The 15637-nt window shown below is 57.3% G+C and carries 15 protein-coding genes and 3 pseudogenes; 11 read left to right on the top strand and 7 right to left on the bottom strand.

All coding sequences use genetic code 11. The annotated features are described in order from the left end of the window. The first annotated feature begins 69 nt into the window (after positions 1–69). The 5 genes from AC07U5_RS20970 (at position 70) to AC07U5_RS20950 (ending at position 4851) form a co-directional block, all read left to right on the top strand. On the top strand, positions 70–1176 hold the full coding sequence (locus AC07U5_RS20970; protein WP_112360862.1) for an LLM class flavin-dependent oxidoreductase: 1107 nt from the start codon (positions 70–72) through the stop codon (positions 1174–1176). Between the two features lie 118 nt (positions 1177–1294). Further along, positions 1295–2473, top strand: coding sequence for an acyl-CoA dehydrogenase family protein (locus AC07U5_RS20965; protein WP_494724146.1), 1179 nt, complete (start codon positions 1295–1297; stop codon positions 2471–2473). Positions 2474–2523: 50 nt separating this feature from the next. Beyond that, positions 2524–3084 carry an FMN reductase gene (msuE, locus tag AC07U5_RS20960; protein ID WP_494724145.1) on the top strand — a complete coding sequence of 187 codons (561 nt, stop codon included), beginning with the start codon at positions 2524–2526 and terminating at the stop codon, positions 3082–3084. 552 nt (positions 3085–3636) lie between these two features. Beyond that, complete coding sequence (locus tag AC07U5_RS20955) at positions 3637–4302, top strand: hypothetical protein (RefSeq protein WP_494724144.1); 666 nt, start codon at positions 3637–3639, stop codon at positions 4300–4302. A 57-nt stretch (positions 4303–4359) separates the two neighbouring features. Continuing rightward, a complete protein-coding gene (locus AC07U5_RS20950) occupies positions 4360–4851 on the top strand; it encodes a GGDEF domain-containing protein (protein ID WP_494724143.1) in 492 nt (163 codons plus the stop codon). Here AC07U5_RS20950 and AC07U5_RS20945 read toward each other — a convergent pair. From AC07U5_RS20945 to AC07U5_RS20925, 5 genes and pseudogenes are all read right to left on the bottom strand, one after another. After that, a complete protein-coding gene (locus AC07U5_RS20945; protein WP_494724303.1) occupies positions 4798–4992 on the bottom strand; it encodes a hypothetical protein in 195 nt (64 codons plus the stop codon). The two genes, AC07U5_RS20950 and AC07U5_RS20945, sit on opposite strands and share 54 nt — an antisense overlap. Next, positions 4964–5356: pseudogene (locus AC07U5_RS20940) on the bottom strand (type II toxin-antitoxin system VapC family toxin); the annotation flags it as partial. The pseudogene AC07U5_RS20940 and the gene AC07U5_RS20945, both read right to left, overlap by 29 nt. Positions 5357–5487: 131 nt before the next feature. Continuing rightward, a complete protein-coding gene (locus AC07U5_RS20935; RefSeq protein WP_494724142.1) occupies positions 5488–5781 on the bottom strand; it encodes a type II toxin-antitoxin system RelE/ParE family toxin in 294 nt (97 codons plus the stop codon). Then, positions 5781–6032, bottom strand: coding sequence for a type II toxin-antitoxin system ParD family antitoxin (locus tag AC07U5_RS20930; RefSeq protein ID WP_494724141.1), 252 nt, complete (start codon positions 6030–6032; stop codon positions 5781–5783). Before AC07U5_RS20930 ends, AC07U5_RS20935 begins: the two co-directional genes overlap by 1 nt. Before the next feature lie 184 nt (positions 6033–6216). After that, positions 6217–6690, bottom strand: a pseudogene (locus tag AC07U5_RS20925) (TetR/AcrR family transcriptional regulator); the annotation flags it as partial. A 276-nt stretch (positions 6691–6966) separates the two neighbouring features. On the opposite strand from AC07U5_RS20925, the pseudogene AC07U5_RS20920 reads away from it, so the two are divergent. Next, a pseudogene (locus tag AC07U5_RS20920) lies at positions 6967–7188 on the top strand (hypothetical protein); the annotation flags it as partial. Between the two features lie 472 nt (positions 7189–7660). On the opposite strand, the gene AC07U5_RS20915 reads toward AC07U5_RS20920, so the two are convergent. Further along, a complete protein-coding gene (locus AC07U5_RS20915; RefSeq protein WP_494724292.1) occupies positions 7661–8572 on the bottom strand; it encodes a proline iminopeptidase-family hydrolase in 912 nt (303 codons plus the stop codon). Positions 8573–8765: 193 nt separating this feature from the next. Next, on the bottom strand, positions 8766–9575 hold the full coding sequence (locus tag AC07U5_RS20910) for a LuxR family transcriptional regulator (protein WP_113226701.1): 810 nt from the start codon (positions 9573–9575) through the stop codon (positions 8766–8768). A gap of 97 nt (positions 9576–9672) precedes the next feature. Here AC07U5_RS20910 and AC07U5_RS20905 point away from each other — a divergent pair, with 97 nt between their 5' ends. Genes AC07U5_RS20905 through AC07U5_RS20885 form a run of 5 tightly spaced genes read left to right on the top strand, consistent with a single transcriptional unit; the run spans position 9673 to position 15526 of the window. Next, positions 9673–10563, top strand: coding sequence for a proline iminopeptidase-family hydrolase (locus AC07U5_RS20905; RefSeq protein ID WP_494724140.1), 891 nt, complete (start codon positions 9673–9675; stop codon positions 10561–10563). Further along, positions 10563–11504 carry an ABC transporter permease gene (locus AC07U5_RS20900; protein WP_494724139.1) on the top strand — a complete coding sequence of 314 codons (942 nt, stop codon included), beginning with the start codon at positions 10563–10565 and terminating at the stop codon, positions 11502–11504. The genes AC07U5_RS20905 and AC07U5_RS20900 overlap by 1 nt, the downstream gene beginning before the upstream one ends. Further along, positions 11501–12322 (top strand): ABC transporter permease, encoded by an 822-nt coding sequence (locus tag AC07U5_RS20895; RefSeq protein ID WP_494724138.1) that lies wholly within the window; start codon positions 11501–11503, stop codon positions 12320–12322. The genes AC07U5_RS20900 and AC07U5_RS20895 overlap by 4 nt, the downstream gene beginning before the upstream one ends. Then, positions 12319–13992 carry a dipeptide ABC transporter ATP-binding protein gene (locus AC07U5_RS20890; protein ID WP_494724137.1) on the top strand — a complete coding sequence of 558 codons (1674 nt, stop codon included), beginning with the start codon at positions 12319–12321 and terminating at the stop codon, positions 13990–13992. Before AC07U5_RS20895 ends, AC07U5_RS20890 begins: the two co-directional genes overlap by 4 nt. A gap of 34 nt (positions 13993–14026) precedes the next feature. Then, positions 14027–15526 carry an ABC transporter substrate-binding protein gene (locus AC07U5_RS20885; RefSeq protein WP_494724136.1) on the top strand — a complete coding sequence of 500 codons (1500 nt, stop codon included), beginning with the start codon at positions 14027–14029 and terminating at the stop codon, positions 15524–15526. Positions 15527–15637 lie beyond the last annotated feature (111 nt).

Raw genomic sequence — 15637 nt, 5'->3', positions numbered from 1 at the left:
CCTGTCTTCCTCGTTCGCACATGGCCCTCTAGCCTTCACGCAGATTCACAGAGACCTCAAGGAGCTCCCATGGCTGCCGAATTCATCAGCGTCAGTTTCCCCAACGCGTCCAACGATTTGAACCCAATTCCCGATGCACCCGTCGATCCGCAGTTTCTGGAACGCTATGCGCGCGCACTGGACGACTACGGCTTCAACTATACTCTTATCCCGTATTCGTCCTCGTCATTCGATCCTTTCACGATTGGAGCGACGGTGCTTGCGCATACGAAGAACATCAAGATCATCGTCGCGCTCAGACCGAACACCGTGTACCCGACGGTGGCGGCCAAATCGCTTGCTACACTCGATCAGTTGAGCGGCGGGCGCGTCGTCGTTCACTTCATTGCCGGCGGCAGCGATGAAGAGCAGGCGCGTGAAGGCGACTTTCTCAACAAGGAAGAGCGTTATGAGCGCCAGGAGGAGTATATTCGCATTCTTCGGCTGGCATGGACTTCAAAAGAGCCTTTTGACTTCGACGGCAAATATTATCAGTTCAAGCAGTTCCGCAGCGCTGTTCGCCCTACCAATGGCGTGATCCCGATCTCGCTCGGAGGCTCGTCCGATGCTGCCTATCGCATCGGCGGTTCGCTCTGCGATATCTTCGGCCTCTGGGGTGAGCCTCTGAAAGAAACCAAGGAACAGATCGACCGCATCTATGCCGAAGCGGCAAAGGCGGGCCGAACGGATCGCCCGCGCATCTGGGTCACCTTCCGCCCCATCGTGGCAGAAACCGATGACCTTGCCTGGGAGAAGGCGCATCGCGTGCTCGACCAGTTGAACGCAAACCGCCAGAAAGGTCTCTCCCGCAGTCCTCTCAATGCGGCGACGCCAGCCAATATCGGTTCCCAACGGCTTCTTGATATCGCCAAGAGAGGCGATGTGCATGACCGGGCGCTCTGGTACCCCACCGTGACTGCTACCAATGCAAGCGGCGCGACGACGGCGCTTGTTGGATCGCCCCGTACCATCGCAGATTCCATTCTCGATTACATCGATCTCGGCTGCGATCTGATCTCGATCCGCGGCTATGACAATTATAACGATGCCGTCGATTACGGCCGATACATCCTCCCGCTGGTGCGCGACGGCATCCGCGAGCGCGAGGACGCCAAACGCAAGGCGGCGGCCGCCTGAGCGCGATGCAGCAACCATACCGTCCGGTTCCTCAATCGGACGGATTTTCCTCTCAAGTCAACGAGGTGGCCGCAGCGAAACACTGCCTCGCTCCCTGAGCTATAAGGTCGTTGCCCGCATGTCTTACGATCCCATGACACTCGATTACGCCGTTCGTGAGGTGGCTGAGGCCGCACCGGAATCCGATCGCACCGGTGCATTCCCCTGGGCCGGCATACGTGCGGTTCATCGGGCGGGGCTTCTCGAAAGCACCGTCGCGACGCGATATGGCGGTCAGGGCGGCACGCTCAGCACGGCGGCGCATATTCTCGCGGCATTGGGGCGCGGCGATCCGTCCGTCGCACTCATCACCGCCATGACCCTGTTCAATCATCTAGCCCAGGCTAAGAGAGGACATTGGCCGGAGGGCCTTTATAAGGAGCTCTTGTCAAAGGTCAGGCAAAGGCCGCTCTTGCTGAACGCCGCTCGCGTTGAACCCGAACTCGGGTCGCCCGCACGCGGCGGCCTTCCAGCCACGGTTGCGAGGAAAACGGCGAACGGCTGGTCAATATCCGGTCGCAAGCGTTTCGTCACGGGCGCGCATGGTCTCACACATTTTCTCGTCTGGGCTCATACGGATGAGCACCAGCCGCGTGTTGGAACCTTCGTCGTTCCAAACGGCCTGCCCGGTATTACCATTATCGAGAACTGGAAAAGCCTTGGAATGCGGGCGACCGGCTCGCACGACGTCGAGTATAGCAATGTCGAGATCCCGGCAGAACACGTGCTTGATCTCGTCGATCCGTCGGTTGCCGAACAGGATAATCGCGGCCATGCCGCCATGACGCTTGCGCTGACAGCGATCTATCTCGGCGCGGCGGAAGCTGCTCAGGACGCTTTCATCCGCTTCGCCCACGAGCGCGTTCCAACCAATCTTGGCCATCCCATTGCCAAGACCGAGCGCTTCATCACCCTTTCCGGTGAAATCGACCTTCTGGTGTCCGGGGCGCGCCAGATCATCTTCGGGGCGCTCGATGGCGATCTGAGCGATGCCGAGCGCCTGATCCGCGCGCGGCTTCTTGCAGGACGCCAGATCAGGGAAGCGGTTCAGATCGCCGTTCGCGGCATCGGCAATCCCGGCCTCAACGAAGACCTCGGCCTCGAACGCCACTTCCGCGACGTTCAATCCGTCCTCGTCCACGCCCCCCAGGAAGACACTTCCATTGCGATCCTTGGCAAGGCTGCCTTTGACCGCTGGGACAAGGCCGAAACCGAGCAGGCATTGCCTCCCAAACTCGCCATCATCAAAACCGCCTAACATGCATAATCAAATAGGAAGAGGCGTCCGCGCCAAAAAATGGATATTCAATGAGCAATAATCTGATCGTCGGATTTTCCGGCAATACCACCCGTCCGTCCAGCACAAGACGGTTTGTCGAAACTGTCACCGAAGCTTTGGCCAAGCGCGTCGGCCTTGGCCACATCGTTTTGGATGTCGAGGAGCTTGGACTGTCGTTGCTCTCCGCTCGCTCGGCAGCCGACCTGGATCCACATGCGCGAAGGCTGGTAGAAACCATCATCGACGCAGAGGCCCTCGTTATCGGCTCACCCACATACAAGGGTAGTTATACGGGTCTATTCAAACACGTTATCGATCTGCTCGACCCCGCAGATCTACGGGGCAAGCCCGTGTTGTTGACTGCTACGGGCGGAGGCGACCGCCATTCTCTCATGGTCGAGCATCAACTCCGGCCCCTCTTCGCCTTCTTCGAAGCCTTCGTTACTCCAACGGCAATCTACGCGTCGAGCCGTGATTTCGCAGAGGGCGTCCCTTCTCCCAGCGTCACCGCGCGCGTGGACCAAGCGATCAACGAAGCCAGTCTGCTGCTTCAACATCGCTCCCTACGGACCGTAGAGGCGGCAGAATAATTCGCGAATTCCTCGACCCGTCGCCGCCGCAGCCTGTGTCACGATGCAATCGTCCCAGCAGATCTCCGTCTGACGGAAACTCGAGGCGCAGTTCAGTCCGGAACGAACGGGGTTGTTCATTGCTCGCGACATTATCGATCACTAACCTAACAACTTTATGGAAGAGAATGCCCCCTTAGCGCCGTGTTCGATCATATTCAAACCTAAGATATTGGACTTCGCCGCCGGCACGGATATCTGCAACGGCTCCGCCTTGCGCGGCTACTTCCTAACCTATGTGCATTCATTTAGGTTGGCGCGGTTTGACGAGCCGGTCGGTAGCATAAATTGTCGTAGTGGGTGGCACGTCTGCGATCACGATCACAACCTCACGGTTCAAATACCGTCGCATTAGATCAACTGGCAAGGCCTTTTGCGGAACGCACCCTAGCTTCAGTACCGGCACTCAAAAGCACGCCTAACGTTACGCCAACCATGTCGGAGATATAAGAGTCCATGTAGGGAATCTTATAAAGACCACCCTGTAGGCTTTGACGTAAGGCGGGCAGAGCAATGCAGATCGATTTACAAACCCTTTGGTACTTGACCGTTGGAACGCTGCTGGTGTCAGCCTCGCTTCTCCTTTGGGAAAGGCAGGCCCATCCAGGTCGCGTACGTGTGCTTGGTGTTCTGACCGCGGCACTCTTCGCGTTCGTTCTCGGGTGCATGCTCGCAATGAACCGCAGCCACTTTCCAGTCGTGCTGGGTATGGCGGCGATCAACATCCTGATGATGTCAGGATACCTCTTGGTCCTTAACGCAGTCGCCGGGCTTGATGGTCAACGGCATTTCTGTTCGTCCGTCGCAGCGCTAAGCTTCCTAGCCATCGCTTGGGCAATCGCTGGCACGCACTTCCCGGTCGCATTTTGGAACCATGTCTCGTCTATCCCCATCGCTCAGACCTGCGGCCTGACAGCATGGATGCTCCTGCGCAGCCGTAATGTGCAGCGCTTGCGCTCCCGTCCGGTCGCAGTAACGATTTCGGCCTTCCATGCCCTGTTCTATTTTGCCCGAGCGTTCATTGCCCCTGTTCTCATTGAGCGCTACGGGCAAGATATGATCTCCATCATCGGGAAGGCGACGATGTACGAGGCTGTCTTGTACTCGGTGGCGATGCCAATGTCCTTTTTGATGATTATACGAGAGGAGGAAAAGCTCAACCTGCTGCATATGTCATAAACCGACCAACTGACTGGACTTGCGAACCGCCACGCCTTTTTCGAGCAGGCATCTCGGATGCTGCGGGAGCGGCATGATAACCCCGTCTCACTGCTCGCCTTCGACCTCGACCACTTCAAGGCAATCAACGACCGTCATGGACATCCAACCGGAGATAAGGTTTTGCAACTGTTCGCCGACACCGCCAGCAAAGAAGCAGGCCCGGGCGCACTTCTTGTCCGTTTGGGCGGTGAGGAATTCGCTGCGCTTCTGCCATTGTGCGACCATTCCCAAGCTCTCAGTCGCGGCCAAGCAATCGCAAGCCGGTTCGCCGAAGAAGCCGCTCGGGCAGAGGGCTTGAAGACTCGCGCCACAGTCAGTATCGGCCTTGCGGCGCCGGACTGCAACGACCTCTCCGGGATGCTTGCAAGCGCCGATAGCGCGCTCTACCGCGCAAAAGCCCTTGGACGGAATCGCGTTGAGATCGCAGGGACAAACGAATTGCTTCCGCACCCCTCAGCCGATCCCTTGCATCATCAGCTCCGGGTCGTGGCTACGAGGGCCTCCTGAGTCGACGTAGCGCTTTTGGACGAGAGCGCTCTTGAAGGGATCCAAACCATTGAAGCGCAGATTTTCAAGTTCATCTGGCGGGAGTGATTGCAACGCCCGTGCGGCGTTGACCTCAGGCATGCCAAGGATTAACGAGGACAATGCCTGTTCCTTGGAAATCCTGAACGTTGCGCGTGACGAGCACTAGCCCGTAGACACGCGAAGTGGCCGCGATAATTGCATGAGCTTCGTAGCGGCGATTTGGAATGTGGAGATGGGCACAGCGCGTCGTAACCTCATCATCGATTGGTATTGTGAGCGCAGCAAACTCCGGTCGAACACGGCTATCGACCCGGGTTCCTAATCGAGATCCTTGCTCAATGTCGCGGCGCTGAATGCTTAGGATCCTCCATTCAAGCTCTGAAATTGTTATCGCGGAAATATACAGATAACGGGAATCCTGCGCACTTATCCAAGCCGTCACATTCGGATTAGCTTTGCCATCGCCGACTTTCCGAAGCTCAGACTTTAAATCATCAACACGTGGGACGGTCTGCCTCGATCAGTGATAACCACAGGTCTAGCCTCCGCAGCCTTCTTTGCTCTGCCATGATCTCAGAGTGACAGGACAACCTCCTGCGGGTTCCTTATATCTAGCTATTCGTCGCTGCGAGCCCAATCCTCGTGGCCATGGCGGATGCGGATGACGAACACAATGCTATCCTCTCCGACGCTGTAGACGATAAGATGTGCCTTGAACGGGTGGATACGCACGGGCGGTTGGATTTCATGGCGTTCTCGCGCCATCTCGGGGTGGAGAGCGATTAGAGCGAATGTCTCGAAAAGTTCGTCATGATAACGCTGCGCATGAGCTCTGCCAAAGTTGCGCATTCCATATTCAGCTATTCTAATGACGTCTTCTTCCGCCTTAGCAGAAAGAACATATCGCATCAGCTTTTGTCGCTCACACCAACGCGGGCGGTCGCGACTTGGAATAATTCGTCCCTGGTTCGGTTGCCAATGCCGCTCGCGATACCTTCGTCCACGTAACGTTGCATGGCAGCGACTTTATCGGCGCACATTTGATCCCTGCGAATGAGATCGCGCACATAGTCGCTCGCGTTTGAATAGCGCCCGGTTTTAGCCTGAGTTTCAACCCATTCCTTCATGGAATTGGGAAGAGAGACATTCATCGTTGCCATAGGGACCTCCAAGCGCTGATAGTATCTAAGGCTCTGGCAAGCTTTGTCAACCTGGCTTTTATCGGGAACCGGTTAGTTTCATTCCGCTGTATCGCATATAACCTTAGCAGGAGACCCCGTTCGCGTTTGCTCATTAGAGGAACGGGCCTTCGACCACCCAACTACCACTTCAAAGCCCGCCAACCTACTCGCTTGGCAGCAAGCCGGCGTCTATGTAGCTCTCAATCATCGCGTCATAGAGCGAAATATCAGACCGACTGCGAGCAAGAAGCTGCGCTCCCGCGACCGCGGCAAAAATCGCTCGGGCCTTCGCTTCCTTAGTCTTCTCATCAGCCAAACCCGCGTCGATCAGCCGCTGTGAAAGCCACGCAACGTTGACGCCAGCGAAGGTCTGCACCTCTTTGCGAACTCTCTCTGGAAGGTCGTCATACTCAGCACCTAGGAAGCTTCCGAGGCAAAGGCGATTGCCGTTCTCAAGCGACATCCTGAAAGTCTCGGGATATTTTCGCAGGCTCACCTTCGCATCCACCTCGGCGTCAGCGACATCTCCAAGCCAAGCCTTTGTGTCCTGCCAATAGCGCTCTGCGAGATCGGCTTTGCTCAGAAAGTGACGGTAGATGCTGGCAGCCTTGATCCCTACCTCCGCGGCTAGGTCGCGCTATGGGTGCCATTTTGTGATCATCGGCTCACAGTGTATGCCAACAATTCACGCGTGGAAGCAACTCCTGAAGCAATATTGGGATGATTGGAGGGTGTCGTCGTTGACGACCGTCAATTTGCTTCAGACGTCCCGGGACTATCGTTGCCTTTGATGCTTACCGCGGACTGCGGGATCTCATGAACAATCAGCGTCTGAAGCGCAACTGAGGGAAATCCGACGACGAGACAGCCTAACGGTGACGTCGTCACAGCAAATGAAAAGCCTCAGGACGTTGTTCGCGTCAGAGGTGCACGGGAGCATAACCTTAATAACGTCGATGTCGATATCCCGCGCGACGCATTTGTCGTCTTCACCGGCGTTTCGGGATCTGGGAAATCGTCGCTCGCCTTTAGCACGCTCTACGCGGATGCGCAGCGACGCTACCTGGAATCCGTGTCTCCTTATGCGCGCCGCCTCTTTACGCAGATGCGCGTACCTGACGTCGACCACATCGACCATTGCGCTAAAAGCATGAAGCGTTTGACGTGAGGCGCCATAATCTCGCTGATGGCGGTGCCTTCGAAAAGCACTCCTTAAAACCTGAACATTGAAGCTTACATAGCGGCGGCCTGAAGCCGGGTAGCAACCCCGCGGAGCAAGCCAACAGACTACGCCCAGGACCCTGCTCGCTGACAAAGGCTACGACGCCGACTGGTTTCGAGACGCATTGGCAAAACGTGAGATCACCGCCTGCACTCCATCATAGACAATTCGCAAGGCGATCGTCCCGCATAATCTGGAGCTCTATAAAAACACGCCAAAAGATCGAGACCATGTTCAGTCTGCTCAAGGACTGCCGCAGGATCCATACACGATAAAGCCGCTGCGCCCACGCTTTCTTTCCAGGCACTCGTAGCGCCGCAGTCGTAATCTTTTGGCTCTGATTTAACGAGGCCTGAGCTAGCGTGGCTCGACCACCAAAATCCGCTCAAGCGACGGCGTCGTAGACTGACAGGAAGTCGGAAACTGTCTTTAGGCAGAGTTCCTTCTCCTCAACATGCGGCATGTGGCTGGACTCCTCGAAGAGCACCCAGCGGATGTCCGCAACGCGCTCGCGATAGGGACGCACGACTTCCGGTGTGGCTTCATCATAGGCACCGGAAATCAAAAGTGTCGGGGCCTTGATCAGCTCAAGCCGGTCCTCGATCGTCCAGTCTTTCATCGTGCCGATGACGTGGAACTCGGTCGGGCCATTCATGTTGCGGTAGACGGTGTTGTCCTCATCCATGGCAGCGAACGTACGCGCAACGTCTTCGGGCCAAGGTGCCACCCGGCAGACATGGCGGTCATAGAAAACGCGAGAGGCGGCAATGTAGTCTGGATGCGTCAGCGTCCCGGCGTCCTCATGGGCAAGCAGAATTTCCTGTACGTCGACCGGAAGATCGCGGCGCAGACGATTGGCTTCCGCGACCCAGGTATGCATGTTGGCCGGCGAGTTGGCGATGACCAGCGCCTTTAATCCCTGCGGCTGGCCCACCGCATGTTCCGCGCCAAGCATACCGCCCCAGGACTGACCGAGGAAAGCGTATCGATCCGCGATGCCGAGATGGGCCAGTAGCGCATCCAGCTCTTCGAGAAAGAGTGACACTGTCCAGAAATCAGCACCCTTTTCCGGCAGATGGGTCGATTTGCCATTGCCGAGCTGGTCGTAGTGGATCACAGCGCGCCCGTCGAGCGCCGCAATGTCTTTGAAACTATCAACGTAGTCGTGCGTGCAGCCGGGACCGCCATGCGCGACGACCAACGGCAGCCTGGCTGCTTTCAGGTCACCGGTAACGCGATACCAGGTCCGATAGTCGCGGAATGAAAGATAGCCTTCACGAGTTTGAACGGATGTCAGTTTAGCGCTCCCTAGATGCGATGATCATGGAGCAGTACGATAGGCGAATGACGCCCGGGGCGGCAGCTATCACAACTGATAGGGTTGGAGTGACCTACAGCATCGGCCCAAAATCGTAATCGATTTTCGGATTAGCACGATGCGTCGATTCAAAGAGCTAGAGCGCTGTGCATCCAAACGGACGCACAGCGCTCTATGCGCGCGGTTGGTCGAACATGCGAAGATGCGCCGCGCGAGCGACCGCCTGCGTGCGGTTCCGCGCGCCGAGCTTGCGAGTTGCGGCATTGAGATGCATGACCACAGTCGGCACGGCCCTGTCGATCAGGCGGGATATCTCCTTGGCCGAATACCCTTCCGCCGAATAGCGCAGGCATTCGCGCTCGCGCGCGGTCAGGCGCGGCAGGCTGGACAAAGCCCGTTCCCTGCCGATGCGTAGCGCCGCGGTGCGCTGAAAGAGATGTGCCACCAGATTGAAATCGCCCATACAAAGCTGTACGTCGCGCTCCAGCCTCACCGGGTCGCCTGCACGAATGCCGGTTACGGTGGCGTAATCGCCGCCCGGCAGATGGATCGGCACAGTCACTCCCGCCGTCAGTCCTCGTTCCCAGAGAAATTCAGCGACGGGCACGGTTTCTTCGTTCATGAAAGCGTGAATAAGCGTCTTCGCCTTTGGGTCATAGTTCCAAAAGAATGGCCCTGTCGTGCTAAGCGCCACATGCTGCACGGGGTCGTGACGGAAGTAGCCGCGTTGGCACCAATAATCACGCATCGTCTCGTCGACGTTGCGCAGTTCCAGCACAGTCGGGATTATCAGTTGGCCGCTAAGATCATAGCGACCGGGCGTATAATCGTAGATCAGCGTATCGAAGCCATAGTTCTGCATGGCTAGGAAAAGTTGATCGATCTGATCGTCTAGGCTCGTTGCCGCAGCAAACCGCCCTTCGACATCTTTAACGTCCATGCCGACCTCTCGTGGCTCCACGCCGAATTTTAAACCTGCCATTTGGACATCTTCACCCTATCATTCTGATAGCTAGTGTAGAGCCCGAATTGCTCTAGAAATAATCCTGCATAAATGTTGTGCAGACGCGAGAAAAATCATGTGGCGCAAAATCGAACCGGACGAGAGACACGAGCTGACGATCCAGGGTTATCGCGTCGTAGCCTATGTTTTCGGCGGCGGTCCGGAAACCGTGCTTTGCTTGAACGGTGGACCGGGTCTACCTTGCGACTATCTGCGTGAGGCGCATTCCTGTCTGATCGACAGCGGCTTCCGCGTGGTCGCCTTCGACCAGCTCGGCACTGGCGCATCCGAGCGTCCAGAAGACAAAGGCCTCTGGACCATTGAACGCTACGTTGAGGAGACGGAAGCAGTGCGCCAGACGCTGGGGCTCGGGCGGGTCCACCTGCTCGGCCATTCGTGGGGCGGATGGCTTGCCATCGACTACACGCTGACCTTTCCAGACGCCGTCAAGAGCTTGATCCTGGCCGATACCGTTGCCGACATGCCGCATCTTGCCAGCGAATTGGAACGTTTGCGTGCCGCGCTCGGATCTGAGACCGTTGCGATGATGCAGGCGCATGAGGCAGCAGGGTCCTATGATCATCCGGAATATCTCGCGGCCATCACCCTTTTGAACTATCGCCATGTATGCCGCCTGTCCGAATGGCCAGCCCCTGTCAACCAGTCGCTGCAAGACTGGAATATGGAACCCTACATGGCCATGCAGGGGCCGAACGAATTCCTCTATATCGGCAATATGAAGGACTGGAACCGCATTCCGGACCTACCGAAGATCAAAGCGCCGGTGCTGATCGTCGTCGGCGAGCACGATGAGCTCACGCCGGCATGCGCACTGCGTATGAAGAACGCCCTGCCCGACGGCGCTCGGATCAATGTCGTGCACAATGCCAGCCATATGCCCTTCTACGAAAATCCGGAGGGCTACTACCCGCCGCTGCTCTCCTTCCTGGAGGATGTAAAAGGCTGATGCTACACCGCTATCGCTTCATTCTAGCAAGACCCTTGCAGTTCCTGCCGGTGATCTTCGGTGTTTCCATCATCACCTTCGTCCTGGTCCGGTTGATCCCTGGCGATCCGGCACGCGTTTTGCTCGGCACCAAGGCGACGCCTGAAGCCATAGCCAATATCCGCTCGCAATTTGGCCTCGATCAACCGATCTGGCAGCAATATTACTACTTCATCAAAAACCTGATGCATGGAGAGATGGGCCGCTCGATCACCTTCAAGATCGATGTGCTGCAACTCATCGCCAATCGCATCGAGCCGACGCTGGCGCTTGTGTTCTCTTCGGTGCTCCTGTCTGTCCTGATTGCCGTGCCACTGGCAGCTGTCGCTGCGCGTAACGAAGGCCAGCTTGTCGACCACACGGTGCGCGTCGTATCCACTTTCGGGATCGGCCTTCCATCCTTCTGGCTGGCGCTGATGCTGATCCTGCTGTTTTCGGTGAGCATTCCGCTCCTGCCCGTTTCAGGCTACGGCAATACACTGTCAGACAAGCTCACACATCTTGTGCTGCCGTCGCTGACTATCGCTTTATCGTTGTCCACAGTGCTGATGCGCTCGCTGCGCGCATCGATGATTGACTGGCTAAAATCTGATGTCGCAACCGCCGCGCGAGCTCGTGGCATGCCCGAGGATGTCGTTTTTTGGCGACATGTCGTGCCGAATGCCGTGGTTCCGACGATCAACCTTCTGGCCGTCAATATCGGCTGGCTGATCGGCGGAACGGTCGTCGTCGAAAGCGTCTTCGCTTTGCCAGGCATGGGCCAGTTACTGGTGCGGGCTATATTCTCGCGCGATTACATGGTTGTCCAGGGCGTGGCGATGGTGTTCGCCTGTGCCACTGTCCTCGTCAACTTCCTGGCTGACATCGCCACCGTCGCTGCAGACCCGCGGGTGAAGCTATGAGCGGGGGCACGCTCAGGGCCCGCAACGACACGCTCTATGCCGGGCTCGCCATCCTAGGCCTGTTCGTGCTGATGGCACTCCTTGCGCCACTTGTCGCGCCCTACGATCCGATCTTTCAAGATGCTGGGGCACGGCTCATGGCCCCTGGCCTTGCTCACCCCTTCGGCACTGACAATTTCGGCCGCGATATCCTTTCGCGCGTCATCCATTCGGCACGTGTCGATCTCCAGATGGCGTTGATCGGGGTCGCCTTCCCTTTTGCCATCGGCACGGTCATCGGCGCTGTTTCCGGTTTCCTTGGCGGATTGGTCGATGCAGTCCTGATGCGGCTGATCGACGTGATCCTCGCCTTTCCTTTCCTGGTTCTTATGCTGTCCATCATCGCCATTCTCGGACCGGGCCTCGGCAGCTTCTATATCGCTATGGCGCTGGTCGGCTGGGTGTCATATGCGCGCCTCATCCGCGCGCAGATCCTCGTGCTCAAAAATAGCGATTACGCCATGGCTGCGGAGAGCCTTGGCTTTTCGCGCCTACGCATCCTTTTCCGCCACCTCCTACCTAATGCGATTGCGGGATCGATTGTTTTTTCCATGTCCGATGTGGTGCTGGTTCTGCTGTCTGGCGCAGCGATCAGCTATCTCGGCCTGGGCGTTCAGCCACCTACGGCCGAATGGGGGGTGATGGTTGCGGAAGGCCAGAGCTTCGTGACGCAGGCCTGGTGGATAACGCTCTTCCCTGGGCTTTCCATCGTCGTACTGGCTTTCGGCTTCTCCCTCATCGGCGATGGGCTGGCCAGGCAACTGGGAGTGAACGGATGACCACACACGTGCTCACCCAACACCCTCTCCTCTCCGTTTGTGACCTTTCGGTTGCGGTCGAGACGACCGAGGGAACACGCTCCCTCCTCGACCGGGTTTCCATCGATATCGCGCGTGGAGAGGTTCTAGGGCTCGTCGGGGAAAGTGGTTCGGGCAAGAGCCTGCTCTGCCGCACGCTCGTAGGTTTGATGCCATCGCGCACTATTCACCGCACCGGCGGCTCGATCCTGTTCGACGGACAGGAGCTCGCTGGCACAGACGAGAAGACGCTGCAATCAGTCCGTGGCGCCCGGATCGGTATGATCTTCCAAAACCCGGCAAGCCATCTCGATCCGGTCATGCGCATCGGCGACCAGATCCTTGAAGGCATAGTGTTTCATCAACATCTTTCGCGTGAGGCGGCGAAATCGCTGGCACTCGACATCATGAGCCAGGTTGGCTTTACCGATCCGCCCCGCCAGTTTGGCAGCTATGCGCACGAGTTCTCCGGCGGGATGCGGCAAAGGGCGATGATTGCGATTGCGCTTGCCTGCAACCCGGATATCCTGATCGCCGATGAGCCGACCACGGCGCTTGACGTTACAATCCAGGCGCAGATCCTTCATCTTCTGCTGGACCTGCGCGATAAGCGCGGGCTCTCCATCATTCTTGTCACGCACGATCTCGGTGTCGTCGCCCAGACGTGCGACCGTATCGCCGTGATGCGAAACGGTCGTATTGTTGAGACCGGCGAGAAGCGGCAGATCCTGAAGACACCGCAAGCCGAATACACCAAGATGCTGATATCCAGCCATCCGTCCATGCTGGTTGAAGCGGCCAAGGCTACGGATGACGTCGCACGACATGCAGACATTCGACCGCTGATCGAGATCGACGATCTTTCCGTGTGTTTTCCTGCCAGTAGCGGGCTGTTTTCGAAGCGCAAGCACTTCAGTGCCGTAGATGGCATATCGCTCCAGATCTGGCCGGGGGATACGGTCGGCATCGTTGGAGAAAGCGGATCAGGCAAGTCGACGCTGGCTAGGGCTATGCTCGGACTGACGCCCGCCTCGTCCGGCCATGTCAGCTTCGCCGGCGCAAGCCTCCGCCTCCATCATACAGAGGCATTACGCGCGCTTAGAACCCAGGCTGCGATGGTCTTCCAGGACCCTTACAATTCGCTCAATCCACGCATGACGATCGGTGAGACGCTTTCCGAAGTCTTGAAAGTCCAGAAGAAGATTCCCCCCGCCCAGATACCGGAGAGGATAAATGAACTTCTCGATCTCGTGGAATTAGATCGCAGCTTCGCGCAACGCAAGCCGCGCACGATGAGTGGTGGGCAGTGCCAGCGCGCCGGCATCGCTCGCGCACTCGCCATTGATCCACGCGTCATCGTCGCCGACGAATGTATCGCCGCTCTCGACGTCACGATACAGGCCCAGATCGTCGCCCTTTTCCGCAAGCTGGTTGCGACGATGGATCTGACACTGGTGTTTATCGCACATGATCTGCCGGTCGTCCGCTCGCTCTGCCAGCGGGTCGTCGTCATGCACCGAGGCCGCATCGTAGAGGAAGGTTTGTCTGAAGATGTCTTCGCCAGACCATCCGGAGCCTATACGGCCGGTCTCATAGAGGCCATTCCCGATATCGACCCGGACAAGCCGCTGTCGAGACACTCCAAAATATAATAACCATCAGAGGATCGTTCACATGCAGTTTAAAATGACAAAAGCCAAAATCGCCGCCTTCGCCGCCATCCTCTCCTTGTCGGCCTCCTACGCAGAGGCCGCGGGTGTCCTGACCATCGGTCGCAATGAGGACTCCACCACTTTCGACCCGATCAAGTCGGCACAGAACGTCGATAACTGGGTCTTTTCCAACGTCTTTGACGTGCTCGTACGTGTCGATGCCTCGGGGACCAAACTGCTGCCCGGCCTTGCCGAAAGCTGGACTGTTTCCGACGATGGTCTGACCTACACGTTTAAACTGCGTGACGCGAAATTCTCCGATGGCAGCCCAGTTACGGCCGACGACGCTGCTTTCTCGCTGACACGCATCCGTGACGACAAGGGCTCGCTTTGGGCTGACAGTTTTAAGATCATTGATACCGCCACGGCGGCAGACGACAAGACACTGGTCGTCAAGCTGAAAAGCAAGTCGGTACCCTTTATCACCATGATGGCGCTGCCGAATGCTTCCGTCCTGCCGAAGAAGATCGTAGAAGCCAATCCCGACGCCTTTGCCGAAAAGCCAGTCGGCTCCGGCGCCTTCGCGGTTGAAGACTGGGAGCGAGGCGATCGCATCATCTTGAAGAAAAACCCGAATTATTGGGATGCCGGCCATGTCAGCCTCGACGGCGTCGAATGGGTCGTTATTCCCGACGACAATACGCGCATGCTGAACGTCCAAACCGGTCAGATAGACGTGGCGATCACTGTTCCCTTCTCGCGCGTTGCCGAGATGAAGAAGAATCCGGACCTGACAGTGCGCATGGATCCCTCGACGCGTGAAGATCATCTGCTGATCAACCACGAGCACGGCGCACTTGCCAAGAAGGAAGTGCGCGAAGCGCTTGATCTTGCAATCGACAAGAAGGCGATTGTTGAAGCCGCCACGTTCGGCCTCGGCGAAGTCGCCAACTCCTATATTCCAAGGGGCGCGCTTTATCACTATGCCGACAATCTCCAGCGCCCGTATGATCCGGAAAAGGCCAAGCAGATGCTGAAAGCGGCAGGTGCCGAAGGCTTGACGCTGAACTACATTGTCAACGCCGGTAAGGAGACCGACGAGCAGATAGCGGTCCTCCTTCAACAGCAACTCGCCAAAGCGGGTGTGACGGCCAATCTGCAGAAGGTCGACTCCAGCCAGAGCTGGGATATGTTGATCGCGGGCGATTACGACATTTCAGTCATGTACTGGACAAATGACATTCTCGACCCTGACCAGAAGACGACCTTCGTACTCGGCCACGACACGAACATGAACTACATGACGCGCTACAAGAACGACAAAGTTAAGGATCTGGTCGCCGCCGCGCGTCTCGAAACGGACCCTGCCAAGCGCGAGGCCATGTATGTCGAGCTACAGAAGATGGCCAAGGCAGACGTGAACTGGATCGACCTCTATTACAGCCCCTATATAAACGTGATGCGCAAGAACGTTTCCAACTTCTACCAGAACCCACTCGGCCGCTTCTTCCTCGAAGACACAGTGAAGAACTGAGCAGATCACAGGTTTGTCCGCGGAGACTTACTTCTCCGCGGACGACAAATTATGTCCAAGACAATTAGGGCATCAGTATCTGCTCCGAAAAAGGCCCTTGATATTCCGATC

It is taken from the genome of Agrobacterium sp. GW821-FHT02D03 (assembly GCF_059421725.1).
Note: the sequence above shows the minus strand (reverse complement) of the source record. Positions and strands in the feature narration are given on the sequence as shown.